Origin of the sequence: Pseudomonas sp. BF-RE-22, from assembly GCF_019956155.1 — a bacterium.
Taxonomy (GTDB): Bacteria; Pseudomonadota; Gammaproteobacteria; order Pseudomonadales; family Pseudomonadaceae; genus Aquipseudomonas; species Aquipseudomonas migulae.
Genome location: NZ_JAHBDD010000001.1, coordinates 32,785 through 58,357, shown reverse-complemented (window position 1 = coordinate 58,357; position 25,573 = coordinate 32,785). Strand labels below are relative to the sequence as shown.

At 58.8% G+C, this 25,573-nt stretch carries 24 protein-coding genes and 1 pseudogene; 13 read left to right on the top strand and 12 right to left on the bottom strand.

Annotated elements, in window-relative coordinates; translation table 11 throughout:
• Nucleotides 1-78: 78 nt before the first annotated feature.
• A complete protein-coding gene (locus tag KGA82_RS00290) occupies nt 79-522 on the bottom strand; it encodes a GNAT family N-acetyltransferase (protein ID WP_223416595.1) in 444 nt (147 codons plus the stop codon).
• Nucleotides 523-668: 146 nt separating this feature from the next.
• Between KGA82_RS00290 and KGA82_RS00285 the strand changes: the two genes are divergently transcribed.
• Together KGA82_RS00285 and KGA82_RS00280 are read left to right on the top strand one after the other, a co-directional pair.
• Nucleotides 669-1,106: a hemerythrin domain-containing protein gene (locus tag KGA82_RS00285; RefSeq protein ID WP_223449301.1), complete on the top strand. Its 438-nt coding sequence runs from the start codon at nt 669-671 to the stop codon at nt 1,104-1,106.
• Between the two features lie 50 nt (nt 1,107-1,156).
• Nucleotides 1,157-1,744: an NUDIX domain-containing protein gene (locus tag KGA82_RS00280; protein ID WP_223449299.1), complete on the top strand. Its 588-nt coding sequence runs from the start codon at nt 1,157-1,159 to the stop codon at nt 1,742-1,744.
• Between the two features lie 108 nt (nt 1,745-1,852).
• On the opposite strand, the gene KGA82_RS00275 is transcribed toward KGA82_RS00280, so the two are convergent.
• Nucleotides 1,853-2,362: a methylated-DNA--[protein]-cysteine S-methyltransferase gene (locus KGA82_RS00275; protein ID WP_223449279.1), complete on the bottom strand. Its 510-nt coding sequence runs from the start codon at nt 2,360-2,362 to the stop codon at nt 1,853-1,855.
• Between the two features lie 150 nt (nt 2,363-2,512).
• On the opposite strand from KGA82_RS00275, the gene ggt reads away from it, so the two are divergent.
• The gene (ggt, locus tag KGA82_RS00270; RefSeq protein WP_223449277.1) at nt 2,513-4,240 is read left to right on the top strand and encodes a gamma-glutamyltransferase; all 1,728 of its coding nucleotides are present in this window, start codon (nt 2,513-2,515) and stop codon (nt 4,238-4,240) included.
• A 69-nt stretch (nt 4,241-4,309) separates the two neighbouring features.
• Nucleotides 4,310-4,843, top strand: a complete 534-nt coding sequence (locus tag KGA82_RS00265) for a cysteine hydrolase family protein (RefSeq protein WP_223449275.1) — start codon at nt 4,310-4,312, stop codon at nt 4,841-4,843.
• A gap of 91 nt (nt 4,844-4,934) precedes the next feature.
• Here the strand turns inward: KGA82_RS00265 and KGA82_RS00260 are convergent, their stop codons facing one another.
• Nucleotides 4,935-5,249, bottom strand: coding sequence for a DUF3630 family protein (locus tag KGA82_RS00260; RefSeq protein WP_223449274.1), 315 nt, complete (start codon nt 5,247-5,249; stop codon nt 4,935-4,937).
• A gap of 175 nt (nt 5,250-5,424) precedes the next feature.
• On the opposite strand from KGA82_RS00260, the gene KGA82_RS00255 reads away from it, so the two are divergent.
• Genes KGA82_RS00255 through KGA82_RS00245 form a run of 3 tightly spaced genes read left to right on the top strand, consistent with a single transcriptional unit; the run spans nt 5,425 to nt 7,338 of the window.
• Nucleotides 5,425-6,495 (top strand): sterol desaturase family protein, encoded by a 1,071-nt coding sequence (locus KGA82_RS00255; protein WP_223449272.1) that lies wholly within the window; start codon nt 5,425-5,427, stop codon nt 6,493-6,495.
• Nucleotides 6,485-6,859: a nuclear transport factor 2 family protein gene (locus KGA82_RS00250; protein WP_223449270.1), complete on the top strand. Its 375-nt coding sequence runs from the start codon at nt 6,485-6,487 to the stop codon at nt 6,857-6,859. The genes KGA82_RS00255 and KGA82_RS00250 overlap by 11 nt, the downstream gene beginning before the upstream one ends.
• Before the next feature lie 20 nt (nt 6,860-6,879).
• The gene (locus tag KGA82_RS00245) at nt 6,880-7,338 is read left to right on the top strand and encodes a GNAT family N-acetyltransferase (RefSeq protein ID WP_223449268.1); all 459 of its coding nucleotides are present in this window, start codon (nt 6,880-6,882) and stop codon (nt 7,336-7,338) included.
• A 4-nt stretch (nt 7,339-7,342) separates the two neighbouring features.
• Here the strand turns inward: KGA82_RS00245 and KGA82_RS00240 are convergent, their stop codons facing one another.
• The gene (locus KGA82_RS00240) at nt 7,343-8,779 is read right to left on the bottom strand and encodes a M15 family metallopeptidase (protein ID WP_223449266.1); all 1,437 of its coding nucleotides are present in this window, start codon (nt 8,777-8,779) and stop codon (nt 7,343-7,345) included.
• A gap of 135 nt (nt 8,780-8,914) precedes the next feature.
• On the opposite strand from KGA82_RS00240, the gene KGA82_RS00235 reads away from it, so the two are divergent.
• From KGA82_RS00235 to KGA82_RS00225, 3 genes are all read left to right on the top strand, one after another.
• Nucleotides 8,915-11,737: an amino acid adenylation domain-containing protein gene (locus KGA82_RS00235; RefSeq protein WP_223449264.1), complete on the top strand. Its 2,823-nt coding sequence runs from the start codon at nt 8,915-8,917 to the stop codon at nt 11,735-11,737.
• A 714-nt stretch (nt 11,738-12,451) separates the two neighbouring features.
• Nucleotides 12,452-13,216 (top strand): tetratricopeptide repeat protein, encoded by a 765-nt coding sequence (locus tag KGA82_RS00230; RefSeq protein WP_223449262.1) that lies wholly within the window; start codon nt 12,452-12,454, stop codon nt 13,214-13,216.
• A gap of 265 nt (nt 13,217-13,481) precedes the next feature.
• Entirely contained in the window at nt 13,482-14,486 is a 1,005-nt protein-coding gene (locus tag KGA82_RS00225; protein ID WP_223449260.1) for an acetoacetate decarboxylase (ADC), read from the top strand.
• 53 nt (nt 14,487-14,539) lie between these two features.
• Here the strand turns inward: KGA82_RS00225 and KGA82_RS00220 are convergent, their stop codons facing one another.
• Nucleotides 14,540-14,989, bottom strand: a complete 450-nt coding sequence (locus KGA82_RS00220) for a MerR family transcriptional regulator (RefSeq protein ID WP_223449258.1) — start codon at nt 14,987-14,989, stop codon at nt 14,540-14,542.
• Between the two features lie 234 nt (nt 14,990-15,223).
• On the opposite strand from KGA82_RS00220, the gene KGA82_RS00215 reads away from it, so the two are divergent.
• Nucleotides 15,224-16,054, top strand: a complete 831-nt coding sequence (locus tag KGA82_RS00215) for an alpha/beta fold hydrolase (protein WP_223449256.1) — start codon at nt 15,224-15,226, stop codon at nt 16,052-16,054.
• A 314-nt stretch (nt 16,055-16,368) separates the two neighbouring features.
• On the opposite strand, the gene KGA82_RS00210 is transcribed toward KGA82_RS00215, so the two are convergent.
• The 5 genes and pseudogenes from KGA82_RS00210 to KGA82_RS00190 form a co-directional block, all read right to left on the bottom strand.
• Nucleotides 16,369-17,565, bottom strand: coding sequence for an ABC transporter permease (locus tag KGA82_RS00210; protein WP_223449254.1), 1,197 nt, complete (start codon nt 17,563-17,565; stop codon nt 16,369-16,371).
• Nucleotides 17,565-18,776 carry an ABC transporter permease gene (locus tag KGA82_RS00205; protein ID WP_223449252.1) on the bottom strand — a complete coding sequence of 404 codons (1,212 nt, stop codon included), beginning with the start codon at nt 18,774-18,776 and terminating at the stop codon, nt 17,565-17,567. The genes KGA82_RS00210 and KGA82_RS00205 overlap by 1 nt, the downstream gene beginning before the upstream one ends.
• Complete coding sequence (locus KGA82_RS00200; RefSeq protein ID WP_008033381.1) at nt 18,776-19,462, bottom strand: ABC transporter ATP-binding protein; 687 nt, start codon at nt 19,460-19,462, stop codon at nt 18,776-18,778. The genes KGA82_RS00205 and KGA82_RS00200 overlap by 1 nt, the downstream gene beginning before the upstream one ends.
• On the bottom strand, nt 19,459-20,610 hold the full coding sequence (locus KGA82_RS00195; protein WP_177318176.1) for an efflux RND transporter periplasmic adaptor subunit: 1,152 nt from the start codon (nt 20,608-20,610) through the stop codon (nt 19,459-19,461). The genes KGA82_RS00200 and KGA82_RS00195 overlap by 4 nt, the downstream gene beginning before the upstream one ends.
• A gap of 637 nt (nt 20,611-21,247) precedes the next feature.
• Nucleotides 21,248-21,423 (bottom strand): annotated as a pseudogene (locus KGA82_RS00190) (ubiquinol oxidase subunit II); the annotation flags it as partial.
• Between the two features lie 800 nt (nt 21,424-22,223).
• On the opposite strand from KGA82_RS00190, the gene KGA82_RS00185 reads away from it, so the two are divergent.
• Nucleotides 22,224-23,198, top strand: a complete 975-nt coding sequence (locus KGA82_RS00185; protein WP_223449375.1) for a quinone oxidoreductase family protein — start codon at nt 22,224-22,226, stop codon at nt 23,196-23,198.
• Entirely contained in the window at nt 23,195-24,121 is a 927-nt protein-coding gene (locus tag KGA82_RS00180; RefSeq protein ID WP_223449250.1) for a LysR family transcriptional regulator, read from the top strand. The genes KGA82_RS00185 and KGA82_RS00180 overlap by 4 nt, the downstream gene beginning before the upstream one ends.
• Nucleotides 24,122-24,237: 116 nt before the next feature.
• Here KGA82_RS00180 and KGA82_RS00175 read toward each other — a convergent pair whose 3' ends face one another.
• Together KGA82_RS00175 and KGA82_RS00170 are read right to left on the bottom strand one after the other, a co-directional pair.
• Nucleotides 24,238-24,774 (bottom strand): DUF2867 domain-containing protein, encoded by a 537-nt coding sequence (locus KGA82_RS00175; protein WP_192229002.1) that lies wholly within the window; start codon nt 24,772-24,774, stop codon nt 24,238-24,240.
• Between the two features lie 23 nt (nt 24,775-24,797).
• Nucleotides 24,798-25,448 carry a DJ-1/PfpI family protein gene (locus KGA82_RS00170; protein ID WP_223449248.1) on the bottom strand — a complete coding sequence of 217 codons (651 nt, stop codon included), beginning with the start codon at nt 25,446-25,448 and terminating at the stop codon, nt 24,798-24,800.
• Nucleotides 25,449-25,573: the final 125 nt, after the last annotated feature.

Genomic DNA, 25,573 nt, shown 5'->3' with positions numbered 1-25,573 from the left:
ACACCGCAATACCTTTGTAGGAGCACGGCTTGCCGGCGAAGGCGATTTCACGGACGCCTTCGCTGGCAAGCCATGCTCCTACAGGGAGAGTTCGGCTTTATTGATCAGGCGCTTCTGGAAAAAGAAGCGCTTGTGCCCCGGCGGGTAGTCAACGATCTGCCCCAACTCGCTGAACCCAAGCTTCTTGTAGAACTCCGGCGCCTGAAAGTCGAAGGTGTCCAGCCAGATCCCGATGCATTCCTTCTCCCGCGCCAGGTCTTCGGCCATCTGCATCAGTCTGGAACCGATGCCTTGTCCCCGGCCCTGTTCCGGCACCGACAGCAATTCGATAAACAACCATTGATAGAAAAACCGGCCGTACAGCCCGCCGAGAATCTCGCCCTGGTCATTGCGCACCAGCAGGGCCAGCGGTTGCGCTTTGCCGTCCCCCGCTTGGGCGACGTTGTAGGCCCGCAACGGTGCGAGGATCGCCTCGCGATCTTCCGGTGTCGGGTTGTGCGACTGTTCGATGCTGAGTGTCATCGGCTACATCCTTATGGCAGTGATGCACGAGCGTATCCGGGTCGCGCCGATTGTTCTATCCCTCGTTATTCAGAGGAACCGTCGCCAGCGCGCAGATGTCTAGCCTTTACAGCGTCATTCCAGAACGCGGCCGATGAGGATTGCCAATGAACATTTTTGAAGCCTTGCGCGAAAGCCACGACCGCCAACGCACCTACGCCGTCGCATTGGTCAAGACCAGCGGCGACACCCCGGAGCGCGTTGAAGCCTACAAGCAGCTCAAGTCCGAACTCCAGGCACACGAAACCGCAGAAGAGCGGCATTTTTATATCCCGCTGATGGAGTTCGACAACGGTGTCGACCTCAGTCGCCACGCGATTTCGGAACATCACGAGATGGACGAAATGATGGAAGAACTCGACGAGACCGAGATGTCCAGCCCGGCCTGGCTGGCGACCGCGAAGAAGCTCTCCGAGAAGGTCCATCACCATCTGGAGGAGGAAGAGCAGAAGTTCTTCCAGATGGCCGGCAAGCTGCTCGACGACCAGCAGAAAGAAACGCTCGCCGGGCAATACGAGAAGGAATACAAGGCTCAACTTTCGTGAGGGCCTTCGTCTAAGATGGGCGTTTTCTGACGAAATAAGGATGCGTTGTCATGCCGAACACAGCCGAGCGGGTCAACATCGTCGAGTCGCAGGTGTTGTCCCACGACTGGTATCTGCTGAAGAAAATCACCTTCGATTACCAGCGCAACAACGGCGAATGGCAACGCCAGACCCGCGAGGTCTACGACCGTGGCAATGGCGCGGCGATTCTGCTGTTCAACCGCGAGAAGAAAACCGTCGTACTGACCCGGCAATTCCGCTTGCCGGTGTTCGTCAATGGTCACGACGGTCTGTTGATCGAGGTGGCTGCGGGGTTGCTCGAAGGCGCTGCGCCCGAAGAACGCATCCGCGATGAAGCGGAGGAAGAAACCGGTTATCGCGTGCACCATGTGCAGAAGGTGTTCGAGGCCTACATGAGCCCCGGCTCGGTGACAGAAAAACTGCATTTCTTCATCGCCGAATACGATGCTTCATCGAAAGTCGGCGAGGGCGGCGGGCTCGAAGAAGAGACCGAAGAACTGGAAGTGCTGGAGTGGCCGTTCGACGACGCGTTGGAAGCGTTTTATCGCGGGGAGATCTGCGACGCGAAGACCATCATGCTGCTGCAGTACGCCGCCATGAAAAATATGTTCACCTGAGCACGCAATCCCCTGTAGGAGCGAAGCTTGCTCGCGAAGGTGTGTCAGGCGACAGCACCGTTGCTGACACACCTTCGCGAGCAAGCTTCGCTCCTACATAAAGCAAGGTCAAAAGCCTTCGAAACGTCCGGTTTTACCTCGGCCGCCTTCCAGCGTCAGCAGCAATTCCTTCGCCTCAAGCCCACCTGCAAACCCGGTCAATTTCCCCGACGCGCCGATCACCCGATGGCACGGCGCAATAATCGAGATCGGATTCTTGCCATTCGCCGCACCCACTGCACGCACTGCGCTCGGGTTGCCGATCTGCTCGGCAATCTGGCTATAGCTGCGCGTTTCGCCGAACGGAATGGTCAGCAGGGCCTGCCACACCTTTTTCTGAAAGTCCGTACCGGCGAAATCCAGTTCCAGGTCGAAGCGGTTTCGTGTGCCGGCGAAGTATTCCTGCAACTGTTGAACCGCGCACACCAGGACCGGGTTGTCCGCCGCCTCACTCATCGGCCCGAGCCGTACGCGATTCGGTTTGTCGTTTTCCCAGAGGATGGCCGCCAGTCTCGAACCGTTCGCGACCAGCTTCAACTCGCCGACCGGCGACGCCATGGTGGTGAAGGTGTAACTCATGCGGGCGGACTCCGAAAACAGGTGAGCAGGCGGCAAGCATACTGCCTCGACGGGGAGGCGCAATACGCAATCCCGACCATACTGCGTACTGCTCTTGAAACGTTTTCTCTGTTTTTTTTACCGACCCTAAAAACAAAAAGAGACCGACTCATGAAGTTCGAACCTTTTGCCAAATCGCTCATCGCGACTTCATTGGCACTCAGTTGCCTGGCGGCTCACGCCGCCTCCGTCGCTCCCGTCGCCGCCGAAAACGGCATGGTGGTCACGGCCCAGCATCTGGCCAGCCATGTGGGCGTCGATGTGCTCAAGAACGGTGGTAACGCCGTCGATGCCGCCGTCGCGGTCGGGTATGCACTGGCGGTGGTGTATCCCGCGGCAGGTAACCTCGGCGGCGGTGGTTTCATGACCATCCAACTGGCGGACGGGCGCAAGACCTTCCTCGACTTCCGCGAAAAAGCCCCGCTGGCCGCCACTGCCGACATGTACCTCGACAAAGAGGGCAACGTCGTCCCGGACCTCAGCACCCGTGGTCATCTGGCGGTCGGCGTGCCGGGCACCGTGTCCGGCATGGAACTGGCGCTGAAAACCTACGGCACCAAACCGCGCAAGGAAGTGATCGCCCCGGCGATCAAACTCGCTGAAGACGGCTTTGTGCTGGAGCAGGGCGATGTCGATTTGCTGGAGTACGCCACCGACGTCTTCAAAAAGGACATGAAAGATTCCGGCTCGATCTTCCTGAGCAACGGCGAGCCGATGCAGGTCGGCCAGAAACTGGTGCAAAAAGACCTGGGCAAAACCCTGCGGGAAATCTCCGAGAAGGGCGCCGACGGTTTCTATAAGGGCTGGGTCGCTGACGCGATCGTCACCTCCAGTCAGGCCAACAAAGGCATCATCACCCAGGCCGACCTCGACAAATACAAGACCCGCGAACTGGCCCCCATCGAGTGCGATTACCGTGGCTACCACGTGGTCTCGGCACCACCGCCAAGCTCCGGCGGCGTAGTGATCTGCGAGATCATGAACATCCTCGACGGCTACCCGATGAAAGACCTGGGTTACCGCTCGGCGCAGGGTATGCATTACCAGATCGAAGCCATGCGCCACGCGTATGTCGACCGCAACAGCTACCTCGGCGACCCGGACTTCGTGAAAAATCCGATCGCCCATTTGCTGGATAAAAACTACGCGAGCAAAATCCGCGCGGCCATCAATCCGCAAAAGGCCGGTGTGTCCCGCGAGCTCAAACCCGGCGTCGCGCCGCACGAAGGCAGCAACACCACCCATTACTCCATCGTCGATAAATGGGGCAACGCGGTGTCGGTGACCTACACCTTGAACGACTGGTTTGGCGCCGGTGTCATGGCCAGCAAAACCGGGGTCATCCTCAACGACGAGATGGACGACTTCACCTCGAAAATCGGCGTGCCGAACATGTACGGTCTGGTGCAAGGGGAGGCCAACGCCATCGCGCCGGGCAAGGCGCCGCTGTCGTCCATGAGCCCGACCATCGTCACCAAGGACGGCAAAGTCGTGATGGTCGTCGGCACCCCCGGCGGCAGCCGCATCATCACCGCGACCTTGCTGACCATCCTCAACGTGATCGACTACGGCATGAACATTCAGGAGGCGGTGGATGCGCCGCGTTTCCACCAGCAGTGGTTGCCGGAGGAGACCAACCTGGAGGCGTTCACCACCAGTCCGGACACAGTGAAGCTGCTTGAAAGCTGGGGCCACAAGTTTGCCGGGCCGCAGGATCCCAACCATATCGCCGCGATTCTGGTCGGCGCGCCGTCGCTGGAAGGTAAACCGGTGGGCAAAAACCGTTTCTACGGAGCGAACGATCCGCGTCGTAACACCGGGTTGTCTCTCGGTTATTGAGGGTTGTGTTTGGAGGGGGACGGATTTAGTTTCTGTCCCCAGATCCAACGACAGATCAAGGATGGAACCATGACCACCGCAATGTTGATCATCGATGTCCAGCGAGCACTTTGCACGGGCGAGTACGAGTGCTTCGAAATCTCACGTGTCATCGACACCATTAACGGGCTCAGCACCCGTGCCCGAAAGGCCGGCATTCCGGTGGTGCTGATTCAGCATGAGGAAGAAGGCAGTCCGCTGGCGTATAACGCTGACGGCTGGCAACTGGCCGAAGGGCTGGAAACCTCGCCCAAGGATTGGCACGTACGCAAGACCACACCGGATTCGTTCTACCAGACCAACCTGCAAAAGCTGCTGCCGGTGCAGGATTTCGAACGCCTGGTCATCTGCGGTTTGCAAACCGACTATTGCGTCAACGCCACGGTGCGTCAGGCGCTGCAACTGGGGTACGACGTGGTGCTGGCGGCTGACGCTCACTCCACGGTCGACAACGGCAACATCCCCGCCGAAGACATCATCGCCGAGCACAACAAGGACCTGGCGCATTTGACCGGTTCAGTGGCGCGAATCGACGTGATACCCGCCGCCGACATCACGTTCTAGCACCCATGATGACGGGCCCTGCCCAACCCTGTAGGAGCCGGCTTGCTGGCGATGGCGATTTCACGGACGCCATCGCCGGCAAGCCTGGCTCCTACGGATTGGGGTGCGTACCCATCGATTGTTCCTGATCGAAAACCCGCAACCGCTGCACCAACGCCTGAAAGCGTTCCGACGTCACACAGGCCGGATCCGCGTCGTCCACCAGCAGCATGATCCCCAGGTAGTGTTCCAGATGCAGCGTAATGAGCTGCCCCTCGACCTCCAGGTCCCAATAACGCTGATCCAGCCCGCTGGCCTGTACGACCCACGTCCCGTCGAGGCTTTGCTGCAATTCATCGGCGATCCGGTCGAACAGCGCCCGGTCGGATGTATCGGACAGGTAGATCGTGGGGGTGGGTTCGCTCATGTTGGCCTCCGGAAAGTCCCGCGACTTTACGTCAGCCGCAAAGCCTGTGGCGAGGAAGCAGATCCAATCTCTGAGTGGGGGGATGTGCAGAGGCTTGAACTCAATCTACACTTAAGAACCGTTCTCTGTTGCGGTTAAATTCCAATACCTTTTCTTTGAGGGAGGCAAGCTCCTGGTGGATGCCCTTGTGCTGCTTTTTAACGGCCTGACCGAGTGGGTGATCGAGCCCGTCACTCGCCAGTTCCTGGGCCTTTTCGATCTGAATGGGCGCATGGGTGTACTGTTTCTGTTCTCGTCTTACAGCATCGCTTACGCCCTGTTCCGGTTCAGGAAACATCGAGGTCTCACCGACGCGCAGTCGTTCGGGCAGTTCATCGGCGGGCGTCGGGTGTATTTCCATCGTTCGGCGTTGCTCGATTACCGCTACTACTTCGTGCGGGCGATTCTGAAAGTGGCGTTGGTGTTGCCGATTGTCGGTCTGGTGGACCCGCTCGTCCTGCGCTCCGGAGACTACATTGCCTTTTTCACCAACCTGTGGGGCGCGCGGGTGCAAGTGGAGCAGAATCTTTCACTGTCCTTGCTCTACGGGCTGGGCGTTTTCCTGGTGAAAGACTTCATGGCCTACTGGGCGCACCGCGCCTTCCATTCCAAATGGCTGTGGGCATTCCACAAAGTCCACCATTCGGCGCCGGTGCTGGTTCCAGCGACCGCCAGCCGGGTTCATTTCGTGGAAAAGATTGTCGAAAAACTCTCGACGATCATCGGCATCGGCGCCTATGCCGGCGTCTTCTGGTACGCCTGCGGCGGCGAGATCAGCCGCTATACTTTGTTCGGCGTGACCTGGCTGGTGTTCATCCTCAACGGGCTGGTGGGAAACTTGCGTCACAGTCATGTCTGGCTGTCGTTCGGCCCGGTGTTCGAACATGTGCTGAACAGCCCGGCCCAGCACCAGATTCATCACAGCGACGCACCGCGCCATTTCAACAAGAACTTCAGCATCAACCTGTCACTGTGGGACTGGATGTTCGGCACGCTCTACGTCACCACGTCGAAACCCGAAGCCCTGCGGTTCGGCACCGGTGATCAGGATTCTGAGCGTTACCTGACGGTTTACAGCCTGATCGTCACGCCGTTTGTGGACATCGCCCGCAAGATCCGTTCGACCAAACGACCTGATCGTTCGCGAGCGCCCTTGCGAACAATCCAGAATGCGTTAGCAGAAGTGGAGGTGAGACATGACAATTGATTCCGCAGAAAAAGAGTCTGTCAAAGAAGCCGTCAAACTTTATGTCGAGGGTATGGTCTTCGCTGACGAAGCCTCGTTGCGAAAGGCATTTCATCCGTCGTGTCGCATCATCGGTCACTTCCAAAAAGCGCTTGAATGGCTGTCCCTTGATGAGTTTATCGACGCGATCAAAACCGAAGGCCCGGCGGCAAAAGAGGTGAAGCCTTTTTGGGAGGTGATTGACCTGGATATAACAGGCGACGCCGCCGCCGTAAAAATCATCGATGATTATGCGGGGATGAGGTTTACCGATTACCTGTCGTTACTGAAGATCGATGATCGCTGGGTCATCATCAACAAACTGTACTACTACCATGAGTCGTGAACCGCACGGAGACCATTGAGATGGATGTTCAGGTACATCGCGCCGACGCAACGCACATCGATCAAGTCGCCAGCCTCTTCGACGCCTATCGGGGGTTTTATGGCCAGCCCTCGAACCTGAATCAGTCCCGCCACTTTATCGCCGAGCGCATTGCCCGGGATGAATCCGTGATCTTCTTCGCCCGGGACGCCGCCGGCGAAGCGCTGGGTTTCGTCCAGTTGTTCCCGACTTTTTCTTCCATCGACGCGCATCGCACCTGGCTGCTCGGTGACCTGTTTACCGCGCCTGCCGCCCGAGGGCGCGGGGTCGCAACGCGGCTGATGAACACCGCGCGCGACTTCGCGGTGTTGAGCGGCGCCAAAGGCCTGGTGCTGGAAACCGCCACGGACAATCACGGTGCGCAGCGGTTGTATGAAGCCTTGGGCTATGTGCGCGATACGGGTTACTACACCTATTGCCTGGATTTGAAGCAGGGCTGAGCGATCACCGTTCCGGCAGGTTCCAGCGCTCGCGAACGTGCTCGTATTGCGCCTCGGGCATTTGCACCAGCAGGGGAGACTGCTGCGGATCGAGCCAGTCGAACAATCGGCTGATGTCCGCCTGATCCATGGCTGTGCAACCCGCCGTCGGCGATGTCGGGCTACGCCATATGTGGAAAAAGATGCACGAGCCCGAGGCGGGGGATGCCGGTGTGTTGTGCTCGATGACAATGCCTTTGCGATAGCCTTCTTCGCTGCGCATGCGTTCTGAGCTGTTCCAGTCCTTGGGCATCGCGGCGCCGTCGACCAGGGTGTTGTAGTGTCCGGAATGGCTGTCGTCCACGCATTCGGTGGTCGCTGTCAGGGCGAGGTAGGGCAGTTTCGTGTCGGCGCTGGTCTCGTAACCGAACGCTGTTCCCAGCTTGAAAATCCCGGCCGGCGCTTTTCCATCGCCTTCGTGTTTGACGGGTTCTGCGCCTGGCTCAACGTTGTCCAACCCTTTGCCCCAGGCCATGCCGTTTTTGCCGACCACCACCGCAAACGCCTCGCCATATTTGCGGAAGCTGTTCCCGTCGCGTTCATAGCGCTGGGCGCTGCCTTGCAGGTCATCCCAGTTTTTTGTGGTGACCACAATCAGCTGATGGCTGGCGTCGAGTGCTGCGTTGGCGTCGAGCGGCGTAATGGGGAAATCCATCACGTTGTTCGGTGCCTGTGCGCTGCCATAAGTGAAGTGCCACCATTCTTTCGAGTACCCGGAGAAACCCTCTTTTGCCATGGCGCTGCCGAGCCGCTGGCGATTGTCCTGCGCGGTCGCATTGATCGTCGGGTTGGCGGTATGCGCCCGCTCATCGAAGCAATCGAAGCCGGTGCCCATGTCGAGTGCGCCGTCATGCCAGCGCTGATCGTAGGGGGCGGTGCAATCGACCTGCGTGGCCGAGGGCGTCCAGGCGCTGGCGGGCAACGCCTTGGGCCCTGTGAGTGTCAGGTCCACGGTCGAGCCTCTGGAGTGATTCGACACCCGCGCCACATACCCCAGGCGCCAGAAGTCCTGCTTGTCCACACGCGGGTAGAACTCGGCCTTGCGTGGGTCGCCCGGTTCGGTGGCAAAGCGGCCCATATCGGCCACCGCCCGATTCGGTCGATAACAATCAAACACCTTCAAACCGTAGCCTTGCGCACGCAACGACGCTTGTACCCGGGCGAGCGCCCTGGCAGCGTCCAGCGTCAACAGGCATTCGGCGGCGGCATAACCGTCGAGTGGGTGACCGGTGAAGTTGTGGGGGCTGGCGTAGCGAATGTCTTGCTCGATGCTCGGATCAGTCGTGCGCAGATAGACCATGTGCCCCGGCCGCTGCTCGGCACTGGACATGCCCGCCAGGACGCTGCCCAGCAACAGCAGCGATTGCAGCCAGGGGCGGGCGATGGTGCGAAGAGGGCGCATGCGATGTCTCCAGAATTCCGGGTACGCAATGAACGGGGGAAAGGTAGCAGACTGAGGTGAGGGGGACTAACCTCAGTCTGCATTTCCGGATCACGACGTTAACCTCGTACAGATCATGCGGAGCATAAATCCAAGATGCAGGATCATCGCCCAAATCCGACGCTTAATCTGGAGTATTGTGCCGATCGCCCGATATTCATGGACTTCTTGCAACAGGCGCAGCGCTCGCCTGACGCCATTGCGGTCGTCTCTCACGACGCGACGTGCAGTTATCGTCAGCTTGAACAGATAAGCCATGGCATTGCGTCCTTCCTGAAGGCCAATGGCGCGACTGAATCCGACCGGGTGGTTATTGTTTCCAATCGCTGTGCGGGGTTGGTCTATGCAATGCTCGGCGCCTTGCGTGCCGGGTCGACGTTCACCGTTGCCGACGTCGCGTATCCACCTGCGCGCATCGGGCAAATCATCCGAATGCTAAAACCTTCCTTTGTCCTGCTTTGCGGTGGGGCCACCGTCGATCTCGATTCCGAACACCTGGAGGCAGGGCGTTCGGCTCCACGGATCGTCAGCATTGCGGAAAACCCCGCCGACTCATTGCGTGAGTTCGCCTTTCATCAACATGCCTTGCCGCAAGTCGACCCTGCGCAGCCGGCCTATATCAGCTTCACATCGGGCAGCACCGGCGAACCGAAGGGCATCGTGGCCACTCATGCGCCGTTGGTGCATTTCATTGAGTGGCATACCCAGCGCCATTCCTTGTCAAAAGACGATTGCTTTTCGCTGCTGTCCGGGCTGGGGCATGACCCTGTGTACCGGGATGTATTTACCCCGCTGTCGATTGGCGCAAAAGTTATCGTTCCCGCACAGTCGACCGTCATAGACCCTGTGGCATTGGCGGCGTGGATACAAAAAAATGCCATTTCGATTATTCATCTGACGCCGCCGTTGGGAAGGCTGATAGGAACCGGCGCAACACTTCAGGGTGCAAGATTCAACGCGCTTCGATACTTGTTCTGGGGTGGCGATGCATTAGGCATTTCGCTGTTCGAGCAAATGTGCGTGATCGCCCCCAATGCCGTCAGTGTCAATTTTTACGGTACGACGGAAACGCCTCAGGCAATGGCGTACCACCACGTCGACCCTGAAGCCGACAATTCCAGGATTCCACTGGGTAGAGGCATTAAAAACGCGCAATTGCTGGTCGTGAATGACACCCGTCAATTGGTGCATGAAGGTGAGGTCGGAGAAATCCTGATACGCAGCCCTTACTTGGCGCAGGGTTACTGGGAGGACATCGCGCAAACCCGGGAAAAGTTTGTGGTGAATCCGTTTACGAATGTCGAGAACGACATTTGTTATAGAACCGGCGACCTTGGGACTTATCTTTCAGATGGCAGAGTCAGCTTTCTGGGGCGGGGCGATAGTCAGGTCAAGATTCGCGGACATCGTATTGAGCTGGCTGAAATCGAAGGCGCACTTTCGAAACATCCGCTGATCAAGCAGTGCGTTGTGCTTGCCGTCAATGACAACGCGCAGGTCAGGCTGGTGGCCTATTGCGTTTCAATCAACGCTGTTTCAACGGGTGAACTGCGTGAGCACCTCAACACTCGGCTCCCGGAATACATGGTGCCGGCGTTGTTCGTCTTTCTGGATGCGATTCCACTGACGCCGAACGGAAAGATCGATAGGCGGGCGCTGCCGCGGATAGCCGCCAACACGGAGGCGGCGTCCAACCATTGCGATCAGGATCTATCGCCGCTGGCGTTAAAACTGTCGCAGGCTTGGGCCGAAATACTCCAGGTCCCGCGCATCGACGCAAACCTGACGTTTGTCGAACTGGGTGGGGATTCGCTGTCGTTCGTTCAGGCCTCAATGGTGCTTGAAGAACTGATCGGCCATCTGCCCGATCAATGGGAAATGACACCGGTACATGAACTGTGTGGGTTGGCCGGTAAAACCAGCAGTTCAAAGCTGTCCATCAGGGCAATGGAAGTCCCTGTCCTTTTACGTGTTATCTCGATAATCCTGATTGTCATTGGGCATCTTCATCTGTTCTCGACCTGGTCAGTGGTCGGGGAGACGACGGTATTGTTTCTGATCTCGGGTATCAGTCTGGCGAGGTTCCAGCTTCAAGCCATCAATGAACGCGGCAATGTGCGTACGCTGGTCAGGTCAGTGGTCTTTATTGCGGTGCCGACCATCCTTTACACACTTTTGAATCAGATACTGTTCGGCCAGGTTCATTGGCAAACGATGTTGCTGATCTCCAACTGGTTTCCACCGACGATGATGGGCGGCTTTGCCTACTGGTATGTCGAAGTGCTCCTGCAGATGATTGTCATCATCGGGTTTGTTCTGTCGTTCGAGCGCGTCAGGAACATCATTGTTGCGAACCCGTTTCGGTGCCTTGTTCTGGCGGCATGTGCATTGGCCGTGGCCGACGTTGTGATCAGTGCGTTTCTGTTTGACGCGTCACCGCTCTATAACCGCGTGCCACAGCATTATCTTGCGGTCATGGTGCTTGGAATGGCCGTTCACTATGCCCATTCAAGTGCCCAGAAGTGGATCGTCAGTGCGGTTGCTGTGGTTGTGATGGGTGGGGAGGATCTTCTGGCAATCTTCGGGACGGGGGCGCAGGAAGTTGCGAAGGACTATGTTGATATCGCCATCCCTGCAGTTCTCTCTCTGATTTGGGTCAAGTCAATTCCGGTGCCGGGTCTCATCGCCCGGGGGCTTGCGCTAGTTGCATCGTCAACGCTGTTTATTTATCTGACGCATTTTCAATTCCAGTCCCTGGCCCGGCATATTGTTGACCTGCCTGTGTTCGCGGTGGTCTTTGCCGTTGTAGGTGGCATCGGGGTCGCGTATGGGTGGAACAAAGTTGTTCGATTCGTTTTGGTGCGCTGGAGTGGCGCAGGCAAGAAGAGCGGTTCGGATACGGTTGAGCGTGTGGCTTGATGGTGAGCTTTGTCTATTGGATGGGGGCATATCCGTTGCTGCGGTGATGGCGGCTAGTGGTTTCGCCCTTACGGCGAGTCACTTGGAAGAGCCCCAAGTAACCAAGGGCTCTTGCCCCTTTCGTTCGGTGCCTCGCTAATGCTCGGCATGCCCTCGCTCCGGTCCTGCTCCGTGGGCCCGCCGCCATCGGCCATCCATGGCCGGGGGCGGCTAACCCGGCATCCATGCCGGGTTGCCCACTGCGCAGAACCTGCGCTCGGCCTCTCGAGGGGGCGCTTAGATCAAAAGCGGAAGGCGAGCTAACGCTCGGCCTGATGAGTGGTGGGAATCAAAAGCGTACGTGATTCCCTGTAGGAGCGAGGCTTGCCCGCGAAAAACGACCGGACAACGCGTTCATTCAGACACCCCGCGTTATCGTTGACGTCCATCGCCGGCAAGCCAGCTCCTACAAGGGATTGGTGTCATGTCTAGGTAGCCAGTCCGCTTTAGGTGCCGCCCCCTGGGATCGGTGCGCAGTTCAAGATCGATATCACCAGCGCTTTTAAGTTGCATCAACCCTCACGCTTAGTGATGGGGTGGCAAAAAAAACACGGGTTACGCTGGTCGTTGCAGCGGGAACTTCAGGGGGCCGGGCAGGTCAGTTGGAGCCCTGTATCGAGTGCTGTGGTCGGTTGTACGATCGTGCCACGAGAGATCAATCGAGTTCGCCCACTGATGCCAGCCAAACGTTTTCTGACAGGTTTCATTCTGGTGTTCTGCGCCAGCGCGTCGCTTTATTCGGTGGCTGCTGAGCGAAGAGCGACAGCGCAAAGCAACAGCGCATCAACCACCTTGATCGAAACGGCTTCGCGGCAGTATGAAAATGGCCAGTTGGATCAGGCTGCTGCCACGCTGGAGCGGGCCCTGCATATTCAGCCGAACAATCCCGCGACGCTGCATTACCTCGGTGTGTTGCGTCTTCAGCAGGGGCAGTACCAGCAGGCTGAAACCTTGGGGATGCGCTCGAACATTCGGGTGGGGCGTAACGTCGAGTTACGTAACCGCAACTTGCAATTGATACAGGCTGCGCAGCGGGCCCAGGCTACCGGTATCCCACCCAGTGCCAACGCAGACAGGGTCGCCGTACTGAACAAGCCGGAAGTGGAGACCCAAAGGCGCAGCGAAGAAGAAAGCAGCATTGCTGAACACCCCGCTCAGAATGCTGGGCGCGACGCTGGCAGCTTCGCTCGCGCAGAGGCTGCGCCGGTATTGGACTCGCCTATGGTTGGCAGGCCGGGACCCGAAGGAAACATGCAAATGGCTTCCACCGAGCCTGCGGGTACAAACGATGCGGTCGAGATTCCCCGGGGCCATTGGCCGCCGCCGGGCAAATGCCGAATCTGGTTCCCGGATCGCCCACCGGGGCACCAGCCCGCACCCGGCAAATGCAAGAAGCTGCGACATCGGGTTCCGCCAGGGGCCTATTTGGTCCGCGGTTGAGCTTCTGGGTGACCGTATATGGACTCATTTGAGGACAGGAGGGTGAGCTTTGCCATCACCGATGAAGGGTCAAAACCCTCAATCTCGAATCGCTGAATCCTGCTCGATGTCACGTTGAAAACGCTGCTGCGAACAAACTGAAAATCTGCCTTTCCAACGCTTGACCTTAAAGTTCAGTTTAACGTTAAGGTGATTTCAAGCCGGCCTCAGAAGCCTGCCCTGGCCGACGCCATCAAGCAGATGCAATCACCTGGAGAGAGACAGATTGAAACTCGCAAGCGCCGTTTTAACAGGATTGCTATTCAACACGTTCGCCAACCATGCGTTGGCGGGGATGCCTGAAATGCCCAGCTCGACCGACACAGCCATGATCGATATCGCCGGTCACCAGGTGCCCGTCGTCAAGGGCGGTTTGTACGATCGCTTTCGCTCCAACCCTCCTTTGTCGGTGATTGCAGCAGAAGTACCGGGCGTTGATTTGAGTTGGTTCAAAGGGTTGGAGAAGAACAAGGTCGACATAGGCTTCGAATCGTTCTCGCCAAACTTTTACTACCAGAACAGTCGCGTAACGGCTGTCTATACGGCAGATCTGGACAAGCTCCGGGCACTGATGCCACCCGAAGTGTTGGCAACCGTCCAGCCTCTGCAAATCTGGCCTGGTCGAGGCCTGATTGCGTTTACCGCTTACACCTATGAGCACTGCGATAACGACGCCTATAACGAAGTCGCGGTGTCGATCATCACCAACAAACCGGGCAAAGCCAATCTGGGGCCGGTTACGCTGATTGGCCAGTCGATGTCTGGAGACTTCTGGGGTTATGTACTCAAGTTACCGGTCAATACAGAGCTTGCGAGGGTTCGTGGTGTCGTCGGTTACAACCTGCCGAAATGGCTGACGGGGATTGACCGCAAAGAAGATGCCCAATCGGTGGTCTATGACATTACCGATAGCGAGACGGGCAAAGTGGACGTGTCCTTCAAAGCGCAGAAGCTCGACGACCTGTCCAGTGACGTCGATATCGTCACCAGCAGTTTCACCAATCTCGATTACCAAGGCCGGTTAGCCTATGGGTATGCGATTTCCCGCCAGCTCAGCCACGGCTCCAGCAGAAACGAGGATTCGGCAACTCTCACGCTGGGCGACGGCAGCCTGTCGAACTACATCCGCTCCTTGAAGCTGGGGAAAATGATGAAGTACGAATACGTGCCAGCGTTCCAAAGTGCGCTCTACGCGCCGAAGCCATTAGCGGCACTGGCTGACACGCACTGATTTAACCGGCCGGCAAAAATCTGTCAGGCCTCAAAAGCCTGACAGGTGACGCCTTACTTGGACGATGCGGTATCACGGCCGCGCGGCGTTGCCGCCACACCTTCCTCGCGCAGGCGATGCAATAACAACTGCGTGTTGTCCACGCAACCCATGCCTTCCGGCTTGCTTTCAATGCCCTCGATAACCAGAAGAAGTTGCGCTTTATTCTGGGCCAGCCGTTGCTGCAGGACTTCGATTTCCTCAACCTTGCGTTTGAGCCCGCTGAGCAACTCTTCATGCTGCCAACCGTTCGCATTCATCGGCAGCAATTGTCGGATTTCTTCCAATGAAAACCCCGCCGCCTGAGCGCCCGTGATGATCTCCAGAACCCACTCCGTGTCCGGTGCGTAGTCCCGATACCCATTGGCTTTGCGCACGACAGATTTAATCAGGCCGCTCGCTTCGTAGAAACGGATACGTGAAGGCGCCAATCCGCTGATTTTCGCCAGTTCGCCTATTCTCATATTCCCCCCAGAAAACCATTGACCTTAAAGTTGACTTTAAACCTAAAGTGATTTGGTGGCCAAGCGGCGCGGATGTCATGCGTTGCTCAAACGCCATGGAATGCAGGGATAGGCGAAAGCCGGACCAGGACCCGTCTCAGAACCGCCTATGGGGTGGGCTGCACTTGCTCAACAAGGGGCACGATCAGTACACGATTCTGGTCATGGCCTCCATTTCATTCGGGAGATGCGAACATGGGTTATGTCACTACGCAGGACGGTGTTGAGATCTTTTATAAAGACTGGGGACCACGCGATGCCCCCGTGGTCTTTTTCCATCACGGATGGCCGCTCAGCGCGGACGACTGGGATGCGCAAATGCTATTTTTCCTGGCGAACGGCTACCGGGTGGTTGCACACGACCGACGCGGTCATGGGCGATCCAGCCAGGTCTGGGACGGGCACGACATGGATCATTATGCCGATGACGTCGCGGCCGTAGTCGACCATCTTGGCGTGCAGGGCGCAGCCCATGTGGGGCACTCCACCGGCGGTGGTGAAGTCATTCATTACATTGCTCGCCACGGCGAAGACCGAGTGTCCAAGGCCGCCATCATCAGCGCCGTGCCTCCGCTGATGGTTCAGACCCCGGCTAATCCAGGTGGCTTGCCGAAGTCGGTTTTCGATGACTTGCAGGCACAGCTCAAAGCCAACCGTGGACAGTTCTACCACGACGTTCCAGCGGGACCTTTCTACGGTTACAACCGCCCGGGCGCCAAACCGTCTGAGGGCATCATCCTGAACTGGTGGCGCCAAGGCATGATGGGCTGTGCAAAGGCACATTACGACGGGATCGTAGCCTTTTCCCAGACCGACTTTACCGACGATCTGAAGAGCATCAAGATCCCCGTGCTGGTGATGCATGGTGATGATGATCAGATCGTGCCTTATGAAAACTCCGGGCCCTTGTCAGCCAGACTCTTGCAGAACAGCACGCTGAAAACCTACTCGGGCTACCCACACGGAATGCCTACAACGAACGCCGATACGATCAACGCCGATTTGCTCGCATTCCTGCGAGGTTAGGCAACCGGAGGAGGGCGGGTGAAAATCCTGCCCTTATTTATGTATGGACTCGCCCCCCACTGTCTACCTGCTTTATCAAACACTGCTACCCGACCACAAGGCAAACCAATAGGAAATGTCGCCCAGGTTAACGAAATGGATCGTGACGCGCTCTTCAACGCTGAGTTCGTGATAAAACATGGCAACACCCTACCGAAGCGGTCAGGTGTTGCACTCAGTTTTTGCCGCTGCCAACCAATTAAAATCACCGGCCCAGCGCCGGCGTTATCGTCACGCAGCGTACAGCTAGCCCGTCAGGCTCATTGGCCTGGCCGCTATTCACTGCGCAGAGCCGCCACCGGATGCAGGCGGGCTGCCCGCAGTGCCGGAGCCATGCCGGCGAGAATGCCGAGCACCGCCGCCAGCAGCAGCGCCAGTAGCAGAAACAGCGGCTGCAGCGCCAAGGGCAGGCTCGGCATGGCCAGGTGCAGTAGCCCGAGCAGGAGGCCCATCAACAGCAGACCAAGCAGACCACCGGCCAGGGACAGCAGTGTCGCTTCGGCGAGAAACAGCCCGAGCACCTGCCGCGGACTGGCACCAATCGCCCGCAACAGGCCGATTTCCGCCGTGCGCTCGCCCACAGTGGTCGTCATGATGGTGAGAATGCCGACGGCGCCGACCAACAGGGAAATGCCCCCCAAGGCACCGATGGCCAGGCTCAGGGTGCCGAGAACGCGGTTGAAGCTGCGCAGCATGTCGTCCTGGGTGCTCAGACTGAAGTCCTCCACGCCGTGCCGTTCGCCGAGCACCTGGCGAATCTGCCGACTCAACGCCCGCGAAGTGGTGCCGGCGCCGAACACCACATGGACTTTGACCACCCCGGTGCGGTTGAACAGGCTTTCGGCCCAATCCACCGGGATGTAGGCGATATCGTCGAGGTTGAAGCCGAGCAATTGGCCCTTTTTCGCCATCACGCCTATCACCCGGAAACGCACGCCCCCGACGCGGATCAGCTCGCCCAGCGGATTGCGTTCACCGAACAGCTCGACACGCAACTGATGGCCGAGCACCACATAGGGCGGCGAACGACCGTCACGGGCCACGGGCAGGAACTCGCCCAGGCTCAGTTGCATGCGCCAGGCCTGCGCCAGCTGATGGCCGCCACCGAGAATGTCGCTGCGCCGGCTCAGTTGACCGAACTGGATATCCCCGCTGCCCTGAATGATCGGCACCGCCGCCTCGACATGCGGCAAGCGCCGCAGGGCGTCGGTATCACTGATAGTCAGTGGCCGTACGCTGCCGAGCAGACCGCCGAGGCCGCTGGTCTGGGTCTTGCCCGGGCGCACAGTGATGATCCGCGTACCAAACTGCGAGAAGTTCTCCAGCACATAGCCGCGCACGCCTTCGCCTATGGCCGTGAGCAGCGTCACGGCGGCTATCCCGATCGCTACCCCGAGTAGGGTCAGCAGGCTGCGCAAGGGTCGACAGGTCAGCGCCGAGCTGGTCAGCCGGAAACCATCTTGCCAGCGCATCAGTGCGCTCCCGGCGTGCGTAGCGCTGCCACCGGCTCCAGCGCCGAGGCCCGAGCGGCCGGCAGCCAGGCGAACAGCAGCGCCGTGCCGAGTGCCAGCAGCACTGCGCTAGCCCGCGCCCACCAGGGTGCATAGAGCGGCAAATCGAACGTCAGGCGCCCCAGCCAGAGCAAGGTTTCGGCCAGAAGTAGCCCCGCTAGCGCCCCTGTCAGGGCGAGCAACGCCGCCTCGCCGAGGAACAGCAGGCGCAGCTGCGCCGCCGTCACACCTATGGCTTTGAGCAGGCCGATCTCGGCGCTGCGCTGGCTCACCGCAATCCAGGTCACGTTCATGATCAGGATGCCTGCCACCAGCAGGCTGATCGCGGCAATCCCGGCGACCGCCAGGGTCAGCACCGCGAGTATGTCGTCGAAGGCGCTGAGCAGGCTGTCCTGGCTGATCAGGGTGATGTCTTCCTTACCCTCGTGGCGCTCCTTGAGCGCGGCGAGTATCAGCCGCTTGCTACGGTCGAGAAAGCTCGGACCACGCACCTCGACAAACACCCGCAACAACCCCTCGCGATTGAACAAGGCCTGGGCACTGGCCACCGGGATGATCAACATCTCGGCGAAATCCATCCCCAGGGATTCGCCCCGCTCACCGAGGATGCCGACCACCCGGAAGCGCCGGTCGCCGGCGCGCAACCATTCACCCAGGGCCGGGCGCGCACCGAATAGCTCGCGCCGGAGTTTGCCGCCGATCACGCAGACGGCCTCGGCCTGCTCAGGGTCCAGCGCCGGCAGGGGTTGGCCCTGGACGACCGTCAGTTGGCGAATGGCGAAGAAGTCCCGGGTGGTGCCCAGGGTCAGCACCTCACGATTGCGGTTGCCGACTATCACCTCCATCTGCCCGGCCTGCAGCGGCGCGACCCGGCGGATGCCCGGCAACTGGGTGATGGCCTGGACGTCCTGCAAGGTCAATTCGTGCGGCGTCAGGCCGGTGAGCGGCGGCATGCGCCCCGTGGTTTCCTTGCGGCCCGGGAAAACGATCAGGATGTCGCGCCCGAGCAGCGAGAACTCGTTCAGGACGAAGGCCCGCGCCCCTGCGCCGAGACCGGTGAGCAGATTGACCGCAACCACTCCGATAGAGATGGCCAGCAGCAGCATCAAGCTGCGCGAGCGATGCCCACGCAAGGCGCCGAGCCAGAAGCCCAGGGCATCGGCAGCGCGCATCAGGTCAGCGCCCGCTGCGGCGCAGCAGTGTGGATCCGCCCGTCACGCATGTGTAACTGGCGCTGCGCGCGGGCGCCCAGGCTGGCGTCGTGGGTCACCACTATCAGGGTCAGGCCCTCGCCGTTGAGCTCCTCCAGCAGGCTGAAGACCTCGGCGCCGGCCTGGCTATCGAGATTGCCGGTGGGCTCGTCGGCCAACAACAGCGCCGGTTGCATGACCATCGCCCGGGCGATGGCGACGCGCTGGCGCTGACCACCGGACAGCTCGGCAGGGCGGTGGGCAATGCGCTCGCCCAGCCCCAGGCGCGCCACCAATTGGCTGCTGCGCTTGTGCCGTTGCGCCGCGCCGATGCCAGCGAGGACCATCGGCAGCTCGATGTTTTCCAGCACCGTCAGCCGTGCGATCAGGTGGTAGGACTGGAACACGAAACCTATCAGTTGGCTGCGCAATTGGGCGCGCCGCGCCTCGCTCAGCGTCGCCGTGGCCTCGCCCTGCAGCCAGTATTCGCCGGCGCTCGGCGCATCGAGCAAACCGAGGATGTTCAGCAGGGTCGACTTGCCCGAGCCCGACGGGCCCATCACCGCCATGTAGTCACCGGCGGCGATGTCCAGATCCAGGCCGTCCAGCCCCATCACCTGCTGCTCGCCCAACTGGAAACTGCGGCTACCGCCGCGCAGACGGATCATTGCTCAGTCTCCGCCGCATCCACCGGGATCACCGCCACGTTGTCCTTGAGCCCTTCCTGCTCGAGGCTGGCGACTATACGTGCGTCCTCGTCCAGCCCTGCGAGCACCTCGGTCCAGCGCCAGTTGCTCAACCCGGTTTGCACCTCCACCTCGCGTAACACCCGGGTGGTCGGGTCATATCGCAGCACGTGCTGCCCCTCCAGCAGGGTCTCGGTGGGGATGCGCAAAGCACGTGCGCGCTGCTCCAAGAGGATCTCGACATCGGCGCTATAGCCGGTGAGCAGGACCAGATCGGCCGGCGGCTGGTCGAAGCGCACCTCGACATCGACGGTGCGCGCCTGCTTCTCCAGTTCACGCACATAGGGCGCGATGCGGCTGACGCGGCCGGCGAAATGCTGGCCACGGAAGGCATCCAGGCTGATCCGCACGGCGGTTCCGGGGCGAACCCGGGCAGCGTCCACCTCATCGATCGGCGCCTCGACATACAAGCAGCTGTCGTCGATCAGGTCGATCGCCGGCGGCGTGGGAATACCCGGCGGCGAAGGGGTGACGAACTCGCCGAGTTCGCCGTTGATTTCTGCGACTATGCCGGCGAATGGCGCACGCAGGGTCGTCTGCTCCAGCAGTGAACGCTGCAACTGCAGGCTGGCGTCGGCCTCGCGGATCAGCACGGCAGTGGCACTGCACATCAGCTTCGCCAGGTGAGCCTTGGTCTCGGCCTGATCGAGGCGATCGGCGGCAACCAACTTGCGGTCGGCCAGAAGGCCCAGGCGATCTAGGTCGCGCCGGTCCAGATTAGCCTGCTGGCAGCGCTGTTCGCGGGCGTTGCGTTGGGCCTCCAGCCGCGCCTCGGCCTCCTGCAGCCGGGCCTGTTGCTCGTCCTGTCGCAGGCGCATGAGCACCTGCCCCGGCTGAACCCGCTGGCCCTCGCCGATCAGCAACTCGGCAACCTGGCCGCCGACATTGAAGGACAGATGCGAGCGTCGACAGGACTTCAGCGTACCCGCGCGAGTGTTGGCCACCAGCGTCTCCACCGGCCCCCGCTCAACCTCTAGCAGCCTGACCGGCAACGGCTGTGGTCGACTCAACCAGCCGCCAAGCACCATCAGACAGGCCAGCATCGACGAGCCAATCAATAATTTGCGCATGGACTGCACCTCCTCCCACATGGCTTGAGCCTAGGTCAGGAAGGTAAAAGCTCAACGCGGAGCGCCATTTATCCGACGATTTTCAGACGAGCGTCATAAAAATGGCGAATGAGATTTATTTCTCTCGCAACTGCTATCCCCCAGCCATGCCAACTCACTAAAACTCCTTGCCGCGGCGACGCTACGACGTCGAAATATCCCCGGAAACTGTGCCACGCTTTGCTCATACCCGAATGTCTTCAAGCAGCCCAGGCTGTCGGTCAGCATTGGCTCAAATTGGCCGATAGCTGCGTGTTGAGCTCAAGGTCTCAAACTAGTGACGCAGGTCTAGGTAGACCGGGTAGGCGCGACTGGTTTTCGTGCTCGAAGAAAAGCCCCCGCACTCGGCTCAAGTGTGGGGGCTTTCTGGTTGAGCGAAGTGGGATTTTCTCACTTCGGTTCGGGTCGTTACGGGTAACACTATGGTTCAGTCCGGAGGGCGATCGGCCTCATCCACCGTCAGAGCGTTCCGAGGGGCAACTCCATCGCTACGAAAGTGCTCAACGCCAACATAATCAGCAACGCTATAAACATTAGGCTCAAATGAGCGACCTGCTTGTAACGGGGTATCGGCCTATTCGTGATTCGAGCAATTGATTTAACAGTGGAAGACATCACCAATCCTCACTTTTGCGCAGAACACCCAAAGTTCCTGAAGGTGTACATCAGAATCACCGGCAGAATGAACAGCGTGCCAATCAAGGTGAACAGCTAACTGGTGGCCGGTGATGTCGCCGCCCACAGGCTGACGGATGGCGGGATGATGTCCGGCCAGCAAGGTCAGCAAGGCATCCGGCGCGGCCTTGGGGGCGGCCGGCGGGTTAGTAGATGCCGAAGGGGCCGTCGGTGGTGGCGGACCGAAATCATCCAGCGGCATGGCGTTGGCGGTGGTCAGGGTAAGGCGCATCGGACAGCGCAGGCTTGACCCGAGCAGCAAGGCGACGGAGCGGCATGGTGGTGTCGCGCGTTTCATTTTTCACCCCTCCTGTCATGCCGAATCTGCCAAGCCCTGTCGTCTGCATGATGTCCGGGACGACAGCTATTGCGGGTACGAGGGGGCGGTGCAACTAATGAGCCATTTCAATAGAGCGAAAAAAGTTCAACTTAATTAATAAACTGCTTCCGGGCGTTTCGAGTTAGAGAAAAGGTGAGTGGGGAATAATCCTCAAATCAGGTGGTAAACGCCCGGTTGCGTGGGTGTAATTCCCCATTTATGGAGATCGTAGCGACCCTGTTTCACCGACCGCTTCTGGCCGATTTCTGCCTGTCCCCACAGTCACCTTTGAGTCGATCCAAATCATACAGCCGCCAATCATGCGCCCCGTGGGGAAACCGGCCTAAACATGGTCTGACCACGTTTTCCCGAAGCAGACGCTCTGCAATGACCTTTGGCGTCTCTACAACCGCTACACACCCCCCATCGATCTACGCGAAAAGCGCATGGTGTTATCGCTTTTATTGCTGCAATCTGTGCATTAATGATCTGCAATAAACCAGTCTTGTTCATCGCGGGGGCAGTTCTCACACTAGAGGCATCAATGTGAAGGCAGCTTCTGGATGAAGAGGAAATGACCATGGTATCTGCGATCCGGTTTAACCAGTTTGGCAATCCTGAAGTACTGAACCTGGAGACCCTGAGCGAACAATTGCCAGGGCAAGGTGACGTTTGGCTTGAGCAAGAAGCGATTGGTGTCAACTTTCTCGACGTAACCCAACGTAAGGGCGCAGTGCCCATCGCGTTGCCATCTGGACTCGGGTTGGAAGGCTCCGGGCGTGTCGCCGCTGTGGGTGCCGGTGTCAGCAATGTGCAAGTTGGGGATCGCGTCGCTTATGCCACCGGGCCTATTGGTTCGTATGCTTCGGCCCGTCTTTATCCGGCGGCGCGACTGGTCAAAATTCCGGATGCCCTGTCGTTTGATGATGCCGCAGCCGTCATGTTCAAGGGCCTCACAGCACAGTACCTTTTGAAGACCACCTATCCCGTAGGGCATGGCACAACCATCCTCCTCTATGGTGTGGCTGGAGGACTGGGGGAAATTATGGTGCCGTGGGCAAAGCATTTAGGTGCGACCGTAATCGGCGTAGTTTCAAAGTCGGCCAGTGTCGAAAAAGCCAAGGCGTTGGGCTGTGATGAAGTCTTGGTGTTTGACGCTGACAGCCTGGCATCGGACGTCGCTCGTATCACCGAGGGTAGAAAGGTCGACGTGGTCTATGACCCCATAGGGCGCGCTTCCTTCCAGGCGTCTTTGGATAGTCTGCGGCCACGGGGTTTGATGGTCTCGTTTGGAGCTTCAACCGGTGCACCGTCTGCCGTGGAGCTATCAACACTCAATTCCAAAGGCTCGCTGTACCTGACGCGTCCTTCGTTGGCAGCCCATACGGCAAGTGCCGCTGAGTACCAGGAACGAGCAAAGGATGTCTTGGCCGCCATAGCTGCGGGTATTATCAAACCCCGGATCTGGGCGAGCTATTCATTGGCTGACGCAGCATTGGCGCATGCCGACCTGGAGTCGGGGCGTTCATCCGGGGCGATCATTCTAAAACCATGAATCTTGATGTTCTGAATAATCAATACAGTGACGAAATCGCTGCGTTTCTGGCCGTTGCCTCGCAAGGCTCATTTGTCGGGGCTGGTCGGCTATTGCAGCGACACCCTACGGTCGTCTCGAAACGACTCGCCTCAATGGAAAAGCGCCTTGGCGTTCGGCTCGTGGAGCGTTCAACCCGGCAGGTTCGAATTACTGAAGTAGGTGCCAAGCTGGAGCAGCGTCTTCGCTCCGCCATCGAACTGATGAATGAAGCGCAGCAGCAAGCAGCGGAGGGGGCCAGCGAAATTCGAGGAACTTTGCGGCTTGCGCTGCCCGCAGCCATGGGACGGCGTTGGCTTGGCCCGATGCTGCCGGAGTTTCTCAAGGCTTACCCTCACGTCTCAATCCTTGCAGACTATAGCGAGCGGCTGGTCGATATCATTGATGAAGGTTTTGACGCTGCCATCCGAATTGGAGAGTTGGAAGACAACAGGTTGATCGCCAGGAAACTGAGTGATCATCGCCGCATATTGTGTGCGTCGCCTGCTTACATCAGAGAGCATGGCATGCCTGAAACGCCTCAGGATCTGGTCAAGCACAATTGCCTTCGCTTCAGCGGCCTTGCGTCTTTTCCTCAGTGGCGACTTCATCGAGGTAATGAGCTTCAGACGGTTTCACCCAAAGGAAACCTGACGGCCAATGATAGCGAGTCGTTACTTGCGGCGGCCCGAGCGGATGCGGGAATACTGGGCGCCGGTGACTGGTTGATGAGTAGTGATATTGCAGCCGGAAAACTGCTGCATGTTCTTCCTGACTGGCAATTGGACACCGCTGGTGGAGTCTACTTGGTCAGGCCATCGGCCAAATTTCCCAGCGCCGTGGTCGTCGCCTTCAAACAATGGATCGAGTCAAAGTTCATCCCAGTGCCCCCCTGGGCCATTTGACTGGCTGATCTTCAATTCTCCCCTGATAAGTGGACGCCCCCTTGTTCAAAGGTGTCGTTCTTTCTATAGCGTCGTCCTGCCTTTTTGCCACCCAGTACTACTACGCGACCTTGCTCTCAGCCTTCGGAGCCGGTAGCCAGAGGCCAACCGATGCGCGCTGCACGGAGGAGGCTGGCCTTAACAACCAAGCGGTGAAATGGGGCAATAACGAATATGTAGGCCCGGCCTAGGCGGTTGTGGCACTGGACCACGGTTGAAAAAACGAGTTGGCGACTGCCTTCTGGCTCTGCCTCTCCAGAACACAGGATCGATATCCGGAAGTCGAGATGCTTGTCGTCCTCTCCCAACACGATTTCAGTCTGGTTCGAGCTGTAGACCTTGAAGATTTGAATCCGATCAGCAAGCGTTGCCAAATGTCTGGCTGTCTTGATACCAAAACAGGCAACGATAGTGTCTCGGACTTTCATGAGCCATCCGATCCAGGATGGCTGGTGGGAAAGGATGAATCGAGCCAGCACATCCGGATTGCTGGAGGTGCCCGCCGGGAGCCGAATCGCAAAAGCGTCCGCCAGGTTCATCGACTTGTAAAGGTGGGTGATGCCGGACCTCGAAGGCACTGGCACGGACATAATGAGCTCAAATTCTCGGGGCATCGGGGATCTCTCCTGAGTTCCAACTACCAATTAGATGACATGCCATGTCGCGTTTCTTGTTGCGATGGTTTGTCGTATAACGCTCCTTGTCGGATGCTGAGCCCGATCAACGCATCATAGAGCTCTTGCTGCCCAGCTGGCAAAACAGGGAGCAACGTCGCACGGCGCTTGCCGACATCAAACCAGGATTCAACCAACCATCCCACCAGATAGAGCGCCGAAAGGCATCCGCCAGCCGTTGCAACGTTCCCCTGGCAAACAAGAGGCTGGTCCACGGGTTCAAGTCCCAGAGCTTGCAAGCTCGATCGTGCATCCGGATGTGTAGTTGCTTGGCCGCTGAGTAGCCCAAGCCGTTCGAGAATGAACGCTCCGGCGCATATCGAGCCGATTCGCTGGCGTCTGGAGTCAAGTTCAAACGACGGCAGGAAATCCGGGTCGGCAAGTGCAGCGGGTATCCCTTCCTTGCCGCTGACGAACAATACCGCATCGGCACTATTGGCCTCCGAAAGCGGACCGTGCACCGAAACAGGCAGGCCATGCGCCGATCGCACGATAGCGCTGGAACCCAATATCCGGACGTGCCAGTCCTCAGTGTTGCGACCCAAAATGTCCCACATCAGGAATAGGTCGATATCAGTGAATTGGTCGAAAGCAACCAGAACGATTTTCTTCAAGGCGAGCTCCATGAAAAGTGCTAGCGTGCAAAACGCAACGGCTATCTTTGCTGGTGTTCGCAGCGTATCAATCGGTTGCGCGCCATACACAGTCTGTATGGCGCTAAACATGGAGCGAAATAACG